The following is an 18,161-nucleotide window of genomic DNA, read 5'->3' on the forward strand; positions in this document are numbered from 1 at the left end:
GAAAGGACATCCTAAAAGGATGTCCTTTTTTGCTTCTTAATGTTGATGAGAGTCCTTAGCTGGCCCAGCAGGCAAGATAGCAGGGATGATAAGAATCAGGATAGCAGCAGCTAATCCTAAAATCGTTCCCTGCGCAGCATCGTATGAAACTCCGATCATGGAAGAAACAACATATACAGTCATATGCACTAATAAGAATGTCCAAAAAATTGCCCAAGCATAACGCATCGAATTTCACCTCATTCCACTACATTCATTTTTATCTTACCATAATTAATATACAGTTAAAACGTGTTTTTAATAATAACCTTTAAATAATTCAATACATTAAATCATAAGAGAACTTTTTCTGGCAGACAAGTTGGCTCCAAACTTCAAAAGGGAAATCATAGGGAAAAAATAAAAACAAAAATCACCCCAGCTTGGTTAATTTAAGAGAAGAAGTTAGGCGTTTCCACTGACCCTTTCTATTTTTCGTCATAAATTAATATAGTAGTAGTAATATTCCTTAAAGGAGTTTGAACGATGGAACAACGAACTTTTCAAATTGATGACCAATGGAATATCATCTATTATCCAGAGCGGCCCAGTGGTTTTTCCGTAATGGTAATTGGAGACCGTAGTCATTTTGTCGAAAAAGACAGCAGCTTTTGGCTGCAGCATCCTGGCAGGCTGCAGATATTGGAATATTTAAAGGATTACGGATACACGCTATTTTCATCGAATTTCCACGGAGCTAACTGGGGTAGCCCTAAAGCACTAGATCTTTCCCTTGACCTATATATTCTTTTCATGAAAAAAGAAATAGTCAATCAAAGGGTTCATATATTGGCAGAGGGCACAGGAGCGCTCCTTGCATTAAAGTTAATGAATGAACTTGGTAATAAAATACGTTCTGTCGTATTGATCGATCCGGTATTTTCCTTGAAAGCACAACTGGAAAAAGAAAAGGAAAATAAGTTCTTCTATAAAAAGTGGCTGTCTGAGGTCGCTGCCGCATATGAACTCGATCTGGTAGAATGTGAACAGCGTATCCTGGACACTGAAGATTCGGTCATCGCTGAGAATATCCCCATGAAAGTGATCCAGGTTTTTGGAAGCTTACGGAAAGAGCAAGCCTCCCTTTATCGGCAAATCCAGCTGGCTAGAAAAGCAGACTTGCAGCTGACATATATATTGCCCGAAAAACGTTATAAAATTCCCTATCAAATTCAAAAGTTTTTCAATGAGAATGAAGAGACTTTATGAGAAGAGATATATTTTTACAGTAGTTTGCATACGATACAGCATCTAAAAAAACTAGACGTGCCGGATGAAGTCGGCTTGATGGCATACGAGGAGGCTGTATTTATGCAAACAAACATTGTCATTGGCACTTATCGTTTCGTGGGATTCTATGTGACTCAATATTTTTTGAACAAAGGTGAGGAAGTAATCGGAATCGATTGGGCTGATTCCGGAGCAAATCAATATATTATGGAAGAAAAGGAACTTGAAATAGGCAGAAATTCAAATTATATATACTTTCCGATAAATAAACTTAAATTATTGGATATAAAACAGGAGGACACGGTGTTCATATCTTGTTACGATATTCAAAGCGGAAAAATGGAGAAAATCGATTTTGTAATAGGCGAAATCGTTTCTCTCATTGAGAAATGCAAAAAAAATGGCAAGAATGAAACGCCAAATTTCGTTCTTTTCATGCCCATTGAAAAAGATGTCAGTATATTTCAGTCCATATTAAGCTCGATTTGTGGAATAGACTCTGCAAAAATCATATTTTTACCGACGATTTATGGACCTTGGCAATCGGAAGGCATGAGCTTTGAAGCTGGAATCAATCAGCTTGAACAGACTGATATCAAGGCGGCAATTGCTGCCGAATATACCGGGGATGCTCTCTACATCACTGATTTTGTTCATGCTTTGGATGCAGTGCTCACCGCATCTTCCGATAGGGACATCCAATTGTGCAGCAGTATAGATGACCATTGGAATAAATGTGCCAAGTTAATATTTGGTGAAAGTATGGATTCAGTTGCTCCCCAATCAACAACTAAAATCAATAAAGGAACCATTTTTGAAGTGCAAAGCAAATTGGAACCTGAAGAAGGCATTGCTTTACAAAGAAAACATAATAAACGAATAAACTTACTTAAAACATGGAGAAAGCGTGATTGACGGAGGAGTCCATAATCAAATAGGAAATCGGAATTTTTCGTTATTTCTGGAAGGACAAAACTGCATATTTGCCTCTAATCCATATGTCTTGTACTATAATGTTTAAGGATTGGAATGAACTTCAAAAGATATTTATGATTTTATACGTGTGCCCTTTACGAGAGGGACATGTAGAATTATGATAATATTGAGCTTAATTTGGTCATTACAATGATCACAAAAGAAGGGGGAAAAGCGAATGAGTTCAGATAAAACTCTTGAATTTATGGGAATTGCCATGAAGTACTTCCCAGAGGCTAAAGCGAAGCTTGAAGCAAGCGGGATTCCATTCTCAATGGAGATGGCAGAGCCATTCATGGAGCTCTTTAAAAGCGTAATGCAAGAAGCTTATGAGCTTGGAAAACAAGATGCTCAGCGTTAATTAAAGTCAGGCTGTCCGGTAAAAGGGCAGCCTTGAATTTTTTTATTCTTTTTTCAAGAACTTGGCGATCAATGGGTTCAGATTAATTTTATCAATGGTCGGTTTGTATTGACTGTATAAGCCCATCAATGTTTCGACGCTCTCCATCAATTGCATGTAATCGACCTTCGATTCCTCTTGCACAGGTTCAGCTTTCCTGCCAAACATCAAATTCGAAAAATGATCATCCGGGTTTCTCTCGGTGTTGCGATTGAATATGTCCATAATAAATTCCTCCTATCTCCTTTTATTAATAATGTATGTCCCTAATTCCCCCTGGCATAGGCGCTTGTCCGACTTCGGAAAGAGATTTCTTTAGCATTTCAAATTGTTAACTCTTGCAAGGAAGTGTTTTTTTATATAAAATTAGTACCAGGTAATAATAGATGCTTATAATAACTCATTAAAATATAAGGGGATGGCAAGATGAATGCTGGAATACTAGGGCTTGGCCGCTACTTACCCGACAAAATCGTTACAAATGCGGATTTAGAAAAAATTATGGACACTTCCGACGAGTGGATCCGGACTAGGACGGGTATTGAGGAAAGAAGAATTGCAAATGATGATATTGATACATCAGATATGGCTTATGAAGCCGCAAAAGCTGCATTGAAAAATGCGGAAATTTCTGCTGAAGAGATAGATTTAATTCTTGTAGCTACTGTTACACCTGATCAGTCGTTTCCTTCTGTCGCTTGCATGATTCAAGAGAAATTAGGAGCGATGAAGGCAGCTGCAATGGATGTAAGTGCTGCATGTGCCGGTTTTATGTATGCAATGATCACGGCACAGCAATTTATTCAGACTGGTGCATATAAGCATGTATTGATTGTCGGTGTTGAAAAACTTTCGAAAGTAACCAATTGGGAAGACCGCAATACCGCTGTACTTTTTGGTGACGGAGCGGGTGCAGCTGTACTTGGACCTGTATCTGATGGCAAAGGAATCCTTTCCTTTGAATTAGGCGCAGATGGAACTGGTGGGAAGCACTTATTACAGGAAGGAGATTTCATTCATATGAATGGACGCGAAGTATTTAAATTTGCTGTCCGTCAGATGGGGGAATCCAGCCTCGGCGTATTGGACAAAGCTGGTTTGACAAAGGAGGATGTGGATCTGCTTGTCCCGCATCAAGCAAACATACGAATTATGGAAGCCTCAAGGGAACGTTTGAATCTCCCGCCTGAAAAAATGACTAAAACGATTCATAAATATGGAAATACCTCATCAGCATCCATTCCAATTGCCCTTGTGGAAGAAATGGAAGCAGGAAGAATCAGGGACAATGACTTAATCGTCATGGTCGGTTTTGGTGGTGGCCTTACATGGGGAGCGATCGCTCTTAGGTGGGGTAAATAAAGGAAGAAGCAAAACGTAAGAGCTTTAAAAATAGGAAGGAGCCATTTTTAATGACTAATCGCCGTGTAGTTGTAACAGGTATTGGAGCAATCTCTCCAGTTGGTAATGATGCAGAAACTGGATGGAAGAATATAATCGAGGGGAAATCAGGAATAGGACCTTTAACTCGGTTGAATGCTGAAGAATTCCCAGTAAAAGTGGCTGCTGAAATCAAGGAATTTGATATAGAGACATATATAAATCGGAAAGAAGCACGCAAAATGGACCGTTTTACCCATTATGCAATTGCAGCTTCCGTTATGGCATATAATGATAGCAAGCTGGAAATAACCGATGAAAATGCTGCACGTGTCGGGGTCTGGATCGGTTCGGGCATCGGCGGGCTGGAGACACTTGAAACACAACATGAAAACTTTTTAAATAGAGGATATAAACGAGTGAGCCCATTTTTCGTTCCAATGATGATTCCAGACATGGCAGCCGGCCAGGTTTCCATCTTACTGGGTGCTAAAGGAATCAATTCATGTACGGTAACTGCATGTGCAACAGGAACAAATTCAATTGGTGATGCGTTTAAGGCCATTCAACGGGGCGATGCCGATGTCATGATCACAGGCGGGGCCGAAGCTCCAATCACAAAAATGTCGGTTGCAGGCTTCTGTGCCAATACGGCTTTATCTACCAACCCTGATCCACAAACGGCTAGCCGTCCTTTTGATCTTAATCGTGATGGTTTCGTAATAGGGGAAGGAGCTGGAATTATCGTTCTGGAGGATCTTGAACATGCATTGAATAGAGGAGCCAAGATTTATGCTGAAATAGCTGGTTATGGCTCAACTGGAGATGCCTTCCATATTACCGCTCCAGCACCAGGTGGGGAAGGCGGGGCAAGAGCGATGAAAATCGCAATTGAGGATGCAGGTTTGAATCCGGAAGACATCCAATATGTGAATGCCCACGGAACGAGTACACCATACAATGACAAATACGAAACGATGGCAGTCAAAGAAGTCTTTGGCGACCATGCTAATAAACTTGCAATAAGTTCCACTAAATCAATGACAGGCCATATGTTAGGGGCAGCAGGCGGAGTGGAAGCAATATTCACGATTCAGGCAATCAGGGACAGCATTTTGCCTCCAACCATCAATATTGTAACACCAGACCCTGAGTGTGATTTAGACTATGTACCGAATCAAGCAAGGAAGGGCGAAATCAATGCAGCCATCAGCAATTCACTTGGATTCGGTGGACATAACGCGACTATTCTTTTCAAGAAATTTCAATAAGTTTTGACGGAAGGGCAGATTCTTTGGGATCTGCTCTTTTTATGTTGAAGGGAAAATGCAAATGCCAGGATATAAAAGGTGTCAACCGCCCCCTTTAAATCATACGATAGTCCATAGAAGCGGAGGTGGATGGGAAATGGGGGTCATTTCAACCAATGAATGGATGAGGAAGGATTTCAACCGCCCGGTCCAGATGATGGAAAGACTTAAAAGTACATTCAACAACCTTGATGCAGACCTGATTTATCATCATTTATTGAAACATGGCATGTATTCCCCGAATCAAAAAACAAAACTCACATGGGAAGACTTAATAGAAAATAATGTATGGGAAAAAACACATAGCTTGTTTACAGCTTATAAGAAGCTATGGGGCGGGCCTGATGTTCCCATATATATTTTTCCACTCATGTCTTCAGGGATATGGAATAAAAAAGTTGAAATGAAGTCAGGGTTGGCATTTAAAGATAAACTGTTCCTTTTTTACGGAAAGGGAATAGCCGAAAAGGAAATGGAGGCCCTATTGATTCATGAATATCATCATGTTTGCCGTTTGCATCATTTGAAAAAGGACCAAAAAGAATTCACTCTCCTGGATACGATGATCATGGAGGGACTGGCGGAAAGAACGGTGGGAAAATATTTAGGAGCAAAATTTTTAGCGAAATGGACTAAGTTATATCAGGAAGATAAACTACGAGAATTTTGGAGTAAGCATTTAGAGGAAAAGCACATGGTAAAACGTACAGATCCTCTTCATGATGTACTTCTGCTTGGGATGAAAGGATATCCATATATGCTTGGATACTGTAGTGGCTATAATCTGGTGAAAAAATCCGAAAAACTCTCTGTGAAAAAATCATTCAGTATTCAATCTGAAGAATTCCTATCAAAAAAGAGTTAATATATATGTTCTTTTTTTCTTAATCTGTTTTGTGGAATAGGAATAAATTGTATGCTTCCTGCCTATACTGATTGACAAACAGAAATTTGTTTAAGTGAGGGATGAATGATGCTATATCTTCATGATGTATGGGTTAACTGGTTTGAAGGAGAAGAAAACGGCTATAATATTTGTCATTTTCATGAATGGAGGAAGGATGATGGGATTGAACTACTAGATCAAGTTCCTTTGTTGAAAGTGTCATCAACATTGTTCCACTACATAGAAAACGACTTGTCAGAATTACCTAAGCCATTGCTGAATGATGTGTATCAAAAAGCATATGCAAGGAAAAATCATGAACGAATTCAGCTTGACTATTGTTTTATCGTGACTGACGGAAATGGAATTTTAGCTGTTGATACGATAGGTTATCATATTCCGATTAGGAAAAGCAGAATAATTCCCCGGCAGGAACAAATTGTTTATGACATGATAGAAAACCATGATGAGATGGATTACACCTTTACTGAAAAACCTACATCTGAGAAAGAATATCATATTTTGTCGCCGTCTCCCTTATTCATGAACGGTTTGACAAGAAAAGAAAGACAGCTTAAGCAATTGCTATTCATGGCGATGGACCAATTATTCACGGCTAAAAACACTGCTGAAATCCGCTATTGGTATACAGAATGGGCCCCTGAGAAATATGAAAGCATTCAAGGAATGGATTTTCAGATAGCTTGGCTTGAGTTATATGAAGAAATGAAGGAAGGCTGGTCAGAGAAGCACCTTCAACTTTGTGAAAACCTTGTGAAGGGGCAGCCTTTTTTTGAAAAGCTCTGGCAAGTGGAGGCTGGGGATAGTCCATCAATATTATGAACAAAAAAGACGATCCGTTGAGGATCGTCCTTTTTTTATCTCTTTCTGCCAAGTCCCATGCCATTATACATTTTTCTAATCATTTTATTGGCTTCAAAGTTCGCCTTTTCTGCACCGCGGTCCAGAATTTCATCCAATTCAGGCGAATTGATCAATTCATTATAGCGTTCCTGGATTGGTAGGATTTCTCCAAGAACCACCTCAGCCAAATCACTTTTAAAGTCACCATAACCCTTACCTTCATACATCTCTTCAATTTCTGAATAAGATTTTCCACTGAAGATGGAGTATATGGACATCAGGTTGGAAACACCCGCTTTGTTTTCCTTATCGTAGCGGACAATTCCTTCCGAATCGGTAACTGCGCTCTTGATGTTTTTTTCGATTTGTTTCGGATCATCCAATAGGGCAATCGTTGCCTTTTTATTAGGATCAGATTTGCTCATTTTCTTGGTTGGTTCTTGAAGGGACATGATACGTGCCCCTTCTGTAGGGAGGCTGATTTCCGGGATCTTAAATATATCATTATGCTTTTTATTGAACCGTTCAGCCAAATTGCGTGTCAATTCAAGATGCTGTCTTTGATCTTCCCCGACAGGAACCACATCTGTACTATAAAGGAGAATATCGGCAGCCATCAACGGCGGGTATGTTAGCAATGCTGCGGATACCCCTTCTTTGCCGGCGGATTTGTCCTTAAATTGCGTCATTCTCTCAAGTTCACCAATATAGGAGATACTTTGTAAAATCCAGCCCGCCTGAGCATGCGCTGGTACTTCAGATTGAATGAAGATGGTATTCTTTTCAGGATCCAGGCCAATGGCCAAATAAAGAGCGGCCAATGTTTTGATGTTTTTCCTTAACTTTATGCGATCTTGTGGAACTGTAATTGCATGCTGGTCAACAATACAAAAGAAACATTCATATTCATTTTGTAAGTTAACGAATTGTTTCATGGCTCCGATGTAATTTCCTAAAGTAACGGAACCGGATGGCTGAATGCCGGAGAAAATCCTTTTCAACTGCTAGTCACTCCTCTAATTGCGTTTATTGATAAATGGATATTCGCTCTTCATTATTGTAAGGATAAATAGAAAATGAATCCACTTTCTTTGAAAGAAATGTGTATATTCCCGTGATGGGGAAACACTCATTTAAATCTTGTGGAGGGCCGTTTTGTCCTGTATCGATGCCATTTTGAGAATACGAAATGTCCACTATACTGTATTTTAGCATTTATTCATAATAAATGTATAATCGAAACGGCAATCAAGCAAATAGAACCGAATTTCCGTGCCTTTTTTTTATGGAAGAAATGAAAGGTTCAAGGAAAATCAAACCGTTTAACATATATCACAATGAGCAGACCATTTTAGGGAAGGATACTCACAAGGGAATACAAGATTGTGAACGTATTCTTAGAGCTAAAACTTAGTAAGGCAGGTTTTTTAATTATTTATAAGATATAGGAGTAAAGTTAATTGTTTGTGGTATTAAAGAAAGGGGTTTATTATATTTGTTGAATATTGAAGACTGAAGGCGAATGGGGTGGAGAAAATGAAACCAATGTGTAGATGGTTGATGACAGGTATGTGCATATTCCTGATTCAACAGCCTGTTCATGCACAAGGCATGAACGAAACCAGGCAGGTGGCATTAGAAAATAAAGAATTGCCTGTGAGCGTACCGCGTTTTGTCTTTGATTCGGGGCTGAAATTCGGCTATCCGGATGCTGTGCGCGGAATATATGTGACCGGACCTGCAGCGGGTGGCAATAAATTGAATGAACTAATTAAGTATGTAGATGAAACCGATTTGAATGCGATGGTCATTGACATTAAGGATGACAGGGGGAACGTTACGTTTAAAACCGAGGATCCCGATTCTCCATATGCTGGGATTGGTAAAGACTACATAAAAAACCCAAGGGCAATGCTTAAAAAATTTGAGGATAAACAGATTTATCCGATTGCAAGGGTAGTCGTCTTTAAAGATTCCCTTCTGGCTAAAGAAAAGCCTGAATTATCATTTTTAGATGGTGAAACGGTATGGAAGAATGGTCGGGGGGAAGCCTTCGTTAACCCATTCTTAAAAGAAGTGTGGGATTATAATGTCGGTATTGCCATTGAAGCGGCAAAGATGGGGTTTAAAGAAATTCAATTTGACTATGTCCGTTTTCCTGAAGGATTCGAAAATAAAGAAGAAGATTTGAAATATGATGTCGGTGAATATGATGAAGCGAAAGTGAGTCATACAGCCAAAAGGGTTCAGGCGGTGACAGATTTCGTGAGTTATGCGAGGAAACAACTGGAGCCATATGGTGTGGAAGTGTCAGTCGATATTTTTGGATACGCGGCAACATTGCCTGAAGCTCCCGGAATTGGGCAAAACTTCACAAAAATCTCTGAGAATGTCGATGTAATTTCCTCGATGATCTATCCAAGTCACTGGACATCTTATTTTGGTATCGATAAGCCTGATTTGGAGCCTTATAATCTCGTTAAGGAATATGCGAAATTGGAGAACGGGAAGCTGAAGGAATTAAAAACACCACCTACTTCAAGACCGTGGCTACAAGATTTTACTGCCTCATATTTAGGTGAGGGGAATTACCAAAGGTATGGTAAGGAAGAAGTGGAAGCCCAAATAAAAGCATTGAATGATAATGGTATAAATGAATATTTATTATGGAATGCAGCAAATCGATATACAAAGGGAGTAGACTATACCCCATAAAAAAAAGGATGACCTTGGAAGATCCTTCCGGTCATCCAATTTCTCTCTGAATTACCGCTTTTTATTCCCGCCAACTTGACTCCACCCTGACTGAATTCGTTTCGATTGATCGAAAATATGAGAGTGACGTTTCCCGCCAAACCATTTTTCGCCGATGCCATTCGTCACAATGCCATTCACAGCTGTAATGCCAATAACGCAAGCGGCGACTAAAAAAAAGTCCAAAAAGTAACTAATCATCAAAAACCCCCTAATATTTTCAAGCTATTCAAGTTCCATTGTAGTGGATAAGAAAAAATCTGGAAAGTATAAACTAGCAAATGAGGAGATTAAATTATGAATTGGTACGAAAAATTAAACCAGTATTTCCCTATTGAAGAAATGAAATCCAAAGAACATATAGAAGTTCTTTTAGAAGATAAGCAGGAAATATATAAAAAGGATGAAGGTCCTGACCATGTTTTATTGTATGTGGAAGGGGAAGAGTTTATATTCGTTGATTACCTTTTTGTATCCAAGAAATCAAGGGGGCAGGGACTAGGAAGGAAATTGATTCAAAAATTGCAAAAAAAGCAGAAAACGATCTTGCTGGAAGTAGAACCAGTTCAAGAAAATGATGATGATACATTTAAAAGGCTGAAATTTTATAAAAGGGAAGGATTCAAGCATGCCTCTTCGATTTCCTATAGCAGAAAATCACTTGCGACCAAGGAGAATACGCCTATGGAAATATTATATTGGCCTGCAAATCCATCTGTTGATGAAGAAGAAGTATTTGATTTCATGAAAGAGATTTATTCTGAAATCCATACTTACAAAGATGATGATCTTTATGGGAAATCTTATCAAGATGTAGAAGATGTACTAAGCATGAAGGCAGGTCAGGAAACGGATATTTTTAAAGAGATGGAAGTTTGAGAAAAAAGGGCCGGTTGTTCACCAGCCCTTTTTAGTTTGTCGAAAAAGTACGGTAAAGGACAAAAATTATGTGAACGGCCGAAAAAATGCTCCAGCAGAAAACAACCGGATCATTTTTAAAAGAAAAATTGAGGCAAACTGTCTTTTCATAGAAATGGTCGAAAAAGGAGGTCCGGAATGGTTTTACTCCGAACATGATTTTAAATAAGACTAGAGTATCCTTCATGTTATTTTACTATAACTCTTATTGGATTGAAGAAATTGGCGGCACTCTGCCGAATAACTGGCATGCCGAGCCCCTGCAGGTGCTTGGTTTGATGAGGCTTGGTAGGCAGTCGGCGGAAAGGGAGCGGATTTCTGACATCAACTGGACCGCTTTTTAGATCGTAGGCAAACTGTCTTTTCCTATTGTGCATATTTTGCAGGGACATGAATATCTATAACTTCTTGGAAGGTAGACTGCCCCCTTATCGCTGCTTTTTTCAAATTACCTTTTTGCTTTTGGAAATAAATGTGCTAAAAGAATGGTTTTTCTTGTAAAAGGAGGAATTTGCTTTTTATTAAAGAAAATATATTAACATGATCTTGTTTATTGACAAAGATTGGGGGTAAATAAAAGTAACGAGATAATTAAAAAATCATGAGGGCCGTATTGAGAGTTAAATGAGAATGGTAGGTAGGTATTTTCAATTAGAAAAAGCGGTTTTAATGTATTACATAAAAAACGGAAATAGCTATAGTACAGGCAAAACTAGAAGTTTAAAAGGATTTTTCCAAATATCAAAAAGGGTATTCATTTTAAATAAATTAGTGTATAATAAAGAAAGTGAATTACTTATTTAAAATTATTTCAAATTAGAGTGGTACTTATGAATACTAATAGTAGATTTCCCCTCATAGATCACCGATTCTATATTTAGGGAGTGTGAGTAAACATGGTAACATTATATACATCACCTAGTTGTACTTCATGTAGAAAAGCAAAAGCATGGTTAGAGGAACATGAGATTGGATATAAAGAAAGAAACATTTTTTCAGAACCGTTAACGATTGATGAGATTAAAGAAATTCTTCGAATGACAGAAGATGGAACGGATGAAATCATTTCAACACGGTCAAAAACTTTCCAAAAGTTAAACGTAAATTTAGAGAGTCTGCCTCTTCAAGAATTATATAAATTGATCAAGGAGAATCCAGGTCTGTTGAGACGTCCAATTATCCTTGATGAGAAACGGCTTCAAGTTGGTTATAACGAAGATGAGATAAGACGCTTTTTACCGCGTAAAGTTCGTACTTTCCAGTTACGGGAAGCACAACGTATGGTTAACTAATAAGGTCTTTCAAGCTCTGCCAGGAAATGTGCAGGGCTTTTTCTTTATATATCCGCTGATTTTTTTAACTAAATGACGGGGAACAAAACTGGATGCATAGGCGATAGCAGAGGTGTCTGAGCTGCATCAGTTCCTTGAACCACTCATCATTTAAAGAAAAAATAAGAATGCAGCTCATCATGTCATGTATATAATAAGGAATTAACCTCTGTAAGATTAAAACGGAGTAAAGCATTATGATAGTTGCATGAGGATGAATTTTTTTATAGAATGAATGGAATATTAGGCAAACAATTGTTTTTTAGATAAGTAATGTTTTTTATTTCCCTTCTTCAAGGTTTTGTCATAAAATGATGTAAAATAGTCTGTTTTAATGACTATCATGATTTACAGTATTCACTTACGGGTAAAGAGCTTTTAAGAGCAATTTTCGCTTGGGGGTTATTATCCCTTCAAAATGAGAAAGGAAGGGAGAGGGGAATCATGGAAATCGAACGCATTAATGACGATACAGTTAAATTTTATATTTCCTATATAGATATTGAGGAAAGAGGCTTTGATCGCGAAGAAATTTGGTACAGTCGCGAACGAAGTGAAGAACTTTTTTGGGAAATGATGGATGAAGTGCATCAAGAAGAAGAATTCATGATTGAAGGACCTTTATGGATTCAAGTTCAAGCCCTTGAAAAAGGCTTGGAAGTTTTGGTCACAAAAGCCCAGCTTGCCAAAGATGGTCAGAAACTCGAGCTGCCTCTTTCAGATGATAAGTTAAGGGATTTGAATGTATCAGACAAGATGGATACGCTTCTTGATCAACATTTTCATGGTAAAGATGAAGAAAGCGGTATGACATTCGAAGATGGTATGATCGAATTCATCACGATTTTCGAGGATTTTGAAGATGTCATTTCATTAAGTAAGCGTCATGGCTTGGATGACTGGACGACAAAACTTTATGTTTATCAGAATAAATATTATCTTTATATCGAATTTTCCGAAGCGGAGATTGATGAGGAAGAAATCGATAATGTTCTAAGCCTTTTATTGGAGTATAGTCAGGAGTCACCAATAACCGTGCACATGCTTGAAGAGTACGGGAAGATAGTTATCGAAAATGATGTATTCACAACGGTCGATAAATATTTCGCATAGACTGTTGAGGCCGATTTCAGTAGAAATCGGCCTTTTCGTCCAAGAATAAATGTTTTTACCTTAACAGGGAGGTTTTTAAATGTGCCTGTGTTTGTTAATTGGAGGTAGTCTAGGTGAAGGATATAGTTGGCATCGGTCTGCTTATTCTCTTGTTGGTCAGCACTTGGTATTTTCTAATAAATGGCGTCGATGGCAGGCTGATTTTTTATTCTAGCCTCATATTGACTCTTTTCTTGGTGATAATTGGATTCAACATTTTCCTGGAAAACCGGGATCCCATCCAGACTATAACATGGCTTGTTATTTTTGGCGCCTTTCCATTCATCGGTTTCATTTTTTACTTTTTGTTTGGCCGTAATTTTCGGAAAGAAAGGATATTTCGCAAGAAGTACTTTTTGGATAAACAGAGCTTCGTGAAAATAAGCGGTGATGCGGAATATAATGAACGAATTAAGGAAATGGGCGAGAATCCTCAGCAGTTAATCAATCTTGCAAATAGGCTGGGGAATAGCCCTATTTCATTTACGACTGAAACCCGTGTTTTAAGGAATGGTGAGGAGACATTTTCCAATATCATCGAAGAATTAAAAAAAGCCAGACATCATATCCATTTAGAATATTATATTGTGAGGGATGACCGAATTGGCGGTCTGCTGAAGGACATCTTGATACAAAAAGTAAAAGAAGGGGTAGAGGTCAGATTCCTCTATGATGCAGTTGGTTCTTGGAAGTTAGCTCGCTCTTATATCGATGAACTGAGGAATGCGGGAGCCGAAATGGTGGCCTTTGGCCCGTTGTATCTCCCTTTATTAAATAATAAATTCAACTTTCGTAACCATCGTAAAATAATTGTGATTGATGGTTCGGTCGGTTTCATCGGCGGCCTTAATATTGGGGATGAATATTTGGGACAAGATCAGAGATTCGGTTCTTGGCGGGATACGCATCTTATCATAAAGGGGGAAGCGGTCAGGACGTTACAGCTCATATTTCTGCAGGATTGGTATTATAGCACCAATAATAGTTTTTTAAGTGAGGAATATCTCATGGCAGGCCTGCCGAACCATCACGGACATGGCGGAGTTCAGTTGATTGGCGGCGGGCCGGATAGTGAGTGGACGATCATTAAAAGCATTTTTTTTAAGATGATCACTTCAGCAGAAAAGTCCGTCTGGATTGCCTCCCCGTATTTCGTTCCTGATGACGATATCTTACAAGCGTTGAAGGTGGCTTCTTTAAGTGGTTTGGATGTCAGGTTGCTCGTCCCAAAGAACCCCGATAAACGTATCGTATTTCATGCTTCGAGATCTTATTTTCCCGAATTGCTTGCTTCCGGAGTTCGTATATTCCAATATAATGAAGGCTTCATGCATAGTAAAATCATCATCGTTGATGACCAACTGGCATCAATTGGGACAACCAATATGGATATGAGAAGCTTTCACCTGAATTTCGAAGTCAATGCTTTTCTCTACCGGACGGAAAGTACTCAGCAGCTGGTGAATCATTTTTTGGAAGATATAAGGGTATCTCAAGAAGTGAAGGTCGATGCGTTTTCCAAACGGAATTTTGGTTTGAAAGTATTGGAGTCCACTTGCCGTTTGCTTTCCCCCCTTCTTTAGATACCATCCTTTATGCCGATCAGGCATTTTTTTTTTGGATAAAAAGGAATCTTAAGCGAAGCAGGCGAATGTAATGGATGAGGAGGAGATTTATGCTAACTGCGATAAAGAAAGATGGGACATGGATTACCCTCCCTGAAAAGATACCGGCAAACGTGATTGATGAATGGAGAAAGTCAGCAGATTATTACTGTCCATGCTGCAAGATGGAAATGACCATCAAAGCGGGAAGCGTCAGGATCCCGCATTTCGCCCATAAAAATCATTCTTCATGCCGTGCTTTTTCAGAACCGGAATCCGCCTATCATTTAATGGGAAAAAGAAAATTGTTTCAGTGGTTGTTATCACATGGTTATCAAGTTGATCTAGAGGCCTACCTTCCCGAAATTAAGAAAAGAGCTGATATTTTAGCTAGGATAGGAGGTGATCGCTATGCAATTGAATTTCAATGCTCAATTATCCCCGAAGTTGAATTCATGGAAAGGACAAGAGCCTACCAAAGCATAGGCATCAAGCCAATCTGGATCCTCGCTGCAAAACTCTTAAAAAGGAAAAGCTTGTATGAATTCAGTTTATCCCGCTTCCAGTGGCTCTTCGTCACCGGCAGCTTCCATCATCCGTTTATTTGGATGTATTGCCCCGAAACTGATCATTTATCAGTATTGAAGAACCTCACTCCTTTTACCCCTAGAACCGTCTTTGCAGAATTGACAACAGCTTCCTTAAATCTCCTTCCCCCTAGTCTGGCATTGCCCCAAAACTGCTTTCGTTTCCCTTTTCTGCCTGCATGGAGATCTAGACGAAATGGATGGTCCCTCAATCGAGTGAAAACAGCACGCAGATGCGATCCTTTTTTCGAAGGGCTTTATTTACATCATATTTCACCTGTGACACTTCCCATTGAAGTGGGTGTTCCCGTCAGAGGGATGCTGTTGATCGAAACTACCTCGATCGAATGGCAGGCATGGCTATACATGGATGTGTTTCAAGAGAAAAGAACAGGGGAAAAGATTGCTATGGCTGATATTATCCACATTTTCAGAAAGCGTTCAATAAAAGGGGAAATAAAGTTCAGAACGCTGCCATTGCTTCATGAAAAAACCATCGAGTATCCAGTCGGTCAATATATCATGTTTTTAGAGCGGTTGGGTTATCTATCCAAGCTGGAAGAAGGGGTTTTTAAAGTTGAAAAGGAATTTACTCCTCCCTTAACCAGTGACCAAGCTCAAATTTTGGAAAAAAATTTCTATGATAAGCATAATTTGATGATGGAAAAGGGGAATATCCAGTATAATCAGTGATAACATCTCTATTTATCTTGAATTCAGATGAAATGGCAGGATTATTTTTGTGAATGGAGAAATAGTAATAAGAACTGGGAATTAAAAACTTTAAGAAAGAATGAACGCCGAATGAAGTATTGCGGCGTTCAATCCGGTTTAACGAGTTATCCCAATGGCAAGTTTCTATAGAATGGGGAGGAATTTTTTATGGCACAGGAAACAAAAGCGAATACATTACCCACAAGAAGTGAAATAGCTCCTGAAGATACTTGGAGACTGGAAGATATCTTCACAACAGAGGAAGATTGGGAAGCTGCCTTCAAAGCGGTAAAGGAAGACCTCAAGAAAGCGGAGGCACATAAAGGGACGTTGGGAGAAAGCGCAGAAAAATTATTTGCGGCCCTTCAACTCCAAGATGAAGTATTCGAGAAGCTAGGGAAAGTTTATTCTTATTCACATATGCGCAATGATCAAGATACGACCAATCCTTTTTATCAAGGGATGGAGGATCGGGCAAAAGCTTTATACGCCCAGGCAGCGGCTGCGTTTTCATATATGGTTCCTGAACTATTGAGCGTTGAGGAAAGCAGAATGGCAGGGTTTTTGGAAGAAAAGGAAGAATTGAAATTATATAAACATTCTTTAGAGGAAATTAATCTTCAGAGACCCCACATCTTATCTGCGGAGCAGGAAGAATTATTGGCACAAGCATCAGAAGTGCTCGATGCATCGGGCAATACATTCGGAATGCTTAACAATGCCGATTTGAAATTCCCGACCATCAAGGATGAAGAGGGAAATGAAGTGGAAATAACTCACGGAAGGTACATCAGTTTTCTTGAGAGTGAAGATCGCCGTGTACGTGAGGAGGCATTTAAAGGGGTATACAGCAAGTACGGGGAGTTCCGTAATACATTTGCTTCAACCCTGTCAGGTGAGGTGAAAAACCACAACTTCAATGCCACGGTTCGAAAATATGATTCAGCACGCCAAGCGGCGTTAAGTAATAATAACATTCCGGAGACCGTATATGATAATCTCGTTAAAACGGTCAATGACAATTTACCATTACTGCACCGTTATCTTGATTTGCGTAAAAAAGTACTGCAATTAGATGAACTTCATATGTATGATCTATTCACTCCTCTTGTTAAAGAAGTGAAGATGGAAGTGACATATGACGAGGCCAAAGATTATGTCCTTAAAGGTCTTGCTCCGCTTGGGAAGGACTATTTGAACGTTTTGAAAGAGGGATTTGAAAACCGTTGGGTCGATGTGCATGAAAACAAAGGGAAACGAAGCGGTGCCTATTCTTCTGGTACATACGGGACGAATCCCTATATTTTAATGAATTGGCAAAATAACGTCAATAACTTATTCACGCTCGTTCATGAGTTTGGGCATTCGGTCCATAGCTACTATACACGTAAATATCAGCCATATCCATACGGGAATTATTCAATATTTGTAGCGGAAGTTGCATCGACTTGTAATGAAAACCTGTTGAATGATTATTTACTGAATTCAATCGAAGATGAAAAGAAACGCATCTATTTATTGAATCATTACCTGGAAGGTTTCCGTGGCACATTGTTCAGACAAACGATGTTTGCAGAGTTTGAACATACCATTCATTTAAAGGCTCAAAATGGTGAAGCATTGACAGCGGATATGCTTACTAAGGAATATTATGAGTTGAACAAGAAATACTTTGGCGAGAACGTGACCATTGATGAAGAAATCGGTTTGGAATGGGCTCGTATTCCTCACTTCTACTATAATTACTATGTTTATCAATATGCAACTGGAATCAGTGCAGCAACGGCATTGAGCAAGCAAATCCTTGAAGAAGGGGAGCCTGCTGTCAAAAGGTATCTGGAGTTCTTGAAGTCAGGAAGTTCCGATTATCCGATTGAAGTACTCAAAAAGGCAGGAGTCGATATGACAAAATCCGAGCCAGTGCAAGAAGCCATGAATGTTTTCGAGGAAAAATTAAATGAGTTGGAAGAGCTTTTGAATAAATAGGATGTGGAAGGGACCCGAGCACATCGGGTCC

The 18,161-nt window shown here is 39.1% G+C and carries 19 protein-coding genes; 15 read left to right on the forward strand and 4 right to left on the reverse strand.

The window, feature by feature from the left end:
• Nucleotides 1-36: 36 nt before the first annotated feature.
• On the reverse strand, nucleotides 37-228 hold the full coding sequence (locus IOC57_RS23965) for a YjzD family protein (RefSeq protein ID WP_207441043.1): 192 nt from the start codon (nucleotides 226-228) through the stop codon (nucleotides 37-39).
• Nucleotides 229-525: 297 nt separating this feature from the next.
• Here IOC57_RS23965 and IOC57_RS23970 point away from each other — a divergent pair, with 297 nt between their 5' ends.
• The 3 genes from IOC57_RS23970 to IOC57_RS23980 all read left to right on the forward strand — a co-directional run bounded on the left by IOC57_RS23970 (nucleotide 526) and on the right by IOC57_RS23980 (nucleotide 2,605).
• Complete coding sequence (locus IOC57_RS23970; RefSeq protein WP_207441044.1) at nucleotides 526-1,248, forward strand: alpha/beta fold hydrolase; 723 nt, start codon at nucleotides 526-528, stop codon at nucleotides 1,246-1,248.
• Nucleotides 1,249-1,350: 102 nt separating this feature from the next.
• Nucleotides 1,351-2,184, forward strand: a complete 834-nt coding sequence (locus IOC57_RS23975; RefSeq protein ID WP_207441045.1) for a Rossmann-fold NAD(P)-binding domain-containing protein — start codon at nucleotides 1,351-1,353, stop codon at nucleotides 2,182-2,184.
• A 238-nt stretch (nucleotides 2,185-2,422) separates the two neighbouring features.
• Nucleotides 2,423-2,605: a ComZ family protein gene (locus IOC57_RS23980; RefSeq protein ID WP_034314525.1), complete on the forward strand. Its 183-nt coding sequence runs from the start codon at nucleotides 2,423-2,425 to the stop codon at nucleotides 2,603-2,605.
• Between the two features lie 42 nt (nucleotides 2,606-2,647).
• On the opposite strand, the gene IOC57_RS23985 is transcribed toward IOC57_RS23980, so the two are convergent.
• Nucleotides 2,648-2,869, reverse strand: a complete 222-nt coding sequence (locus IOC57_RS23985; protein ID WP_207441046.1) for a hypothetical protein — start codon at nucleotides 2,867-2,869, stop codon at nucleotides 2,648-2,650.
• Between the two features lie 201 nt (nucleotides 2,870-3,070).
• Here IOC57_RS23985 and IOC57_RS23990 point away from each other — a divergent pair, with 201 nt between their 5' ends.
• From IOC57_RS23990 to IOC57_RS24005, 4 genes are all read left to right on the forward strand, one after another.
• Nucleotides 3,071-4,006, forward strand: coding sequence for a beta-ketoacyl-ACP synthase III (locus tag IOC57_RS23990; RefSeq protein ID WP_207441047.1), 936 nt, complete (start codon nucleotides 3,071-3,073; stop codon nucleotides 4,004-4,006).
• 50 nt (nucleotides 4,007-4,056) lie between these two features.
• Nucleotides 4,057-5,295 carry a beta-ketoacyl-ACP synthase II gene (gene fabF / locus IOC57_RS23995; protein ID WP_207441048.1) on the forward strand — a complete coding sequence of 413 codons (1,239 nt, stop codon included), beginning with the start codon at nucleotides 4,057-4,059 and terminating at the stop codon, nucleotides 5,293-5,295.
• A gap of 136 nt (nucleotides 5,296-5,431) precedes the next feature.
• On the forward strand, nucleotides 5,432-6,199 hold the full coding sequence (locus IOC57_RS24000; protein ID WP_207441049.1) for a DUF2268 domain-containing putative Zn-dependent protease: 768 nt from the start codon (nucleotides 5,432-5,434) through the stop codon (nucleotides 6,197-6,199).
• A gap of 108 nt (nucleotides 6,200-6,307) precedes the next feature.
• A complete protein-coding gene (locus IOC57_RS24005; RefSeq protein ID WP_207441058.1) occupies nucleotides 6,308-7,063 on the forward strand; it encodes a YjbA family protein in 756 nt (251 codons plus the stop codon).
• A 35-nt stretch (nucleotides 7,064-7,098) separates the two neighbouring features.
• Here the strand turns inward: IOC57_RS24005 and trpS are convergent, their stop codons facing one another.
• Nucleotides 7,099-8,085: a tryptophan--tRNA ligase gene (gene trpS, locus IOC57_RS24010; protein ID WP_207441050.1), complete on the reverse strand. Its 987-nt coding sequence runs from the start codon at nucleotides 8,083-8,085 to the stop codon at nucleotides 7,099-7,101.
• Nucleotides 8,086-8,620: 535 nt separating this feature from the next.
• Between trpS and IOC57_RS24015 the strand changes: the two genes are divergently transcribed.
• Nucleotides 8,621-9,799: a putative glycoside hydrolase gene (locus IOC57_RS24015; protein WP_207441051.1), complete on the forward strand. Its 1,179-nt coding sequence runs from the start codon at nucleotides 8,621-8,623 to the stop codon at nucleotides 9,797-9,799.
• Nucleotides 9,800-9,850: 51 nt separating this feature from the next.
• On the opposite strand, the gene IOC57_RS24020 is transcribed toward IOC57_RS24015, so the two are convergent.
• Complete coding sequence (locus tag IOC57_RS24020; protein ID WP_207441052.1) at nucleotides 9,851-10,039, reverse strand: hypothetical protein; 189 nt, start codon at nucleotides 10,037-10,039, stop codon at nucleotides 9,851-9,853.
• A gap of 96 nt (nucleotides 10,040-10,135) precedes the next feature.
• Here IOC57_RS24020 and IOC57_RS24025 point away from each other — a divergent pair, with 96 nt between their 5' ends.
• The 7 genes from IOC57_RS24025 to pepF all read left to right on the forward strand — a co-directional run bounded on the left by IOC57_RS24025 (nucleotide 10,136) and on the right by pepF (nucleotide 18,130).
• Nucleotides 10,136-10,717: a GNAT family N-acetyltransferase gene (locus tag IOC57_RS24025; RefSeq protein WP_207441053.1), complete on the forward strand. Its 582-nt coding sequence runs from the start codon at nucleotides 10,136-10,138 to the stop codon at nucleotides 10,715-10,717.
• A 194-nt stretch (nucleotides 10,718-10,911) separates the two neighbouring features.
• Nucleotides 10,912-11,100 carry a hypothetical protein gene (locus IOC57_RS24030; protein WP_207441054.1) on the forward strand — a complete coding sequence of 63 codons (189 nt, stop codon included), beginning with the start codon at nucleotides 10,912-10,914 and terminating at the stop codon, nucleotides 11,098-11,100.
• A 552-nt stretch (nucleotides 11,101-11,652) separates the two neighbouring features.
• Complete coding sequence (gene spxA / locus IOC57_RS24035) at nucleotides 11,653-12,048, forward strand: transcriptional regulator SpxA (RefSeq protein ID WP_034314502.1); 396 nt, start codon at nucleotides 11,653-11,655, stop codon at nucleotides 12,046-12,048.
• 483 nt (nucleotides 12,049-12,531) lie between these two features.
• Entirely contained in the window at nucleotides 12,532-13,200 is a 669-nt protein-coding gene (mecA, locus tag IOC57_RS24040; protein ID WP_063232180.1) for an adaptor protein MecA, read from the forward strand.
• Between the two features lie 113 nt (nucleotides 13,201-13,313).
• Complete coding sequence (gene cls, locus IOC57_RS24045; RefSeq protein ID WP_207441055.1) at nucleotides 13,314-14,822, forward strand: cardiolipin synthase; 1,509 nt, start codon at nucleotides 13,314-13,316, stop codon at nucleotides 14,820-14,822.
• 92 nt (nucleotides 14,823-14,914) lie between these two features.
• Nucleotides 14,915-16,123 (forward strand): competence protein CoiA, encoded by a 1,209-nt coding sequence (locus IOC57_RS24050; RefSeq protein ID WP_207441056.1) that lies wholly within the window; start codon nucleotides 14,915-14,917, stop codon nucleotides 16,121-16,123.
• 189 nt (nucleotides 16,124-16,312) lie between these two features.
• Nucleotides 16,313-18,130, forward strand: coding sequence for an oligoendopeptidase F (gene pepF, locus IOC57_RS24055; protein ID WP_207441057.1), 1,818 nt, complete (start codon nucleotides 16,313-16,315; stop codon nucleotides 18,128-18,130).
• Nucleotides 18,131-18,161 lie beyond the last annotated feature (31 nt).

The sequence above is a fragment of the Bacillus sp. SD075 genome, from assembly GCF_017355165.1.
Classification (GTDB): Bacteria; Bacillota; Bacilli; order Bacillales; family DSM-1321; genus Peribacillus.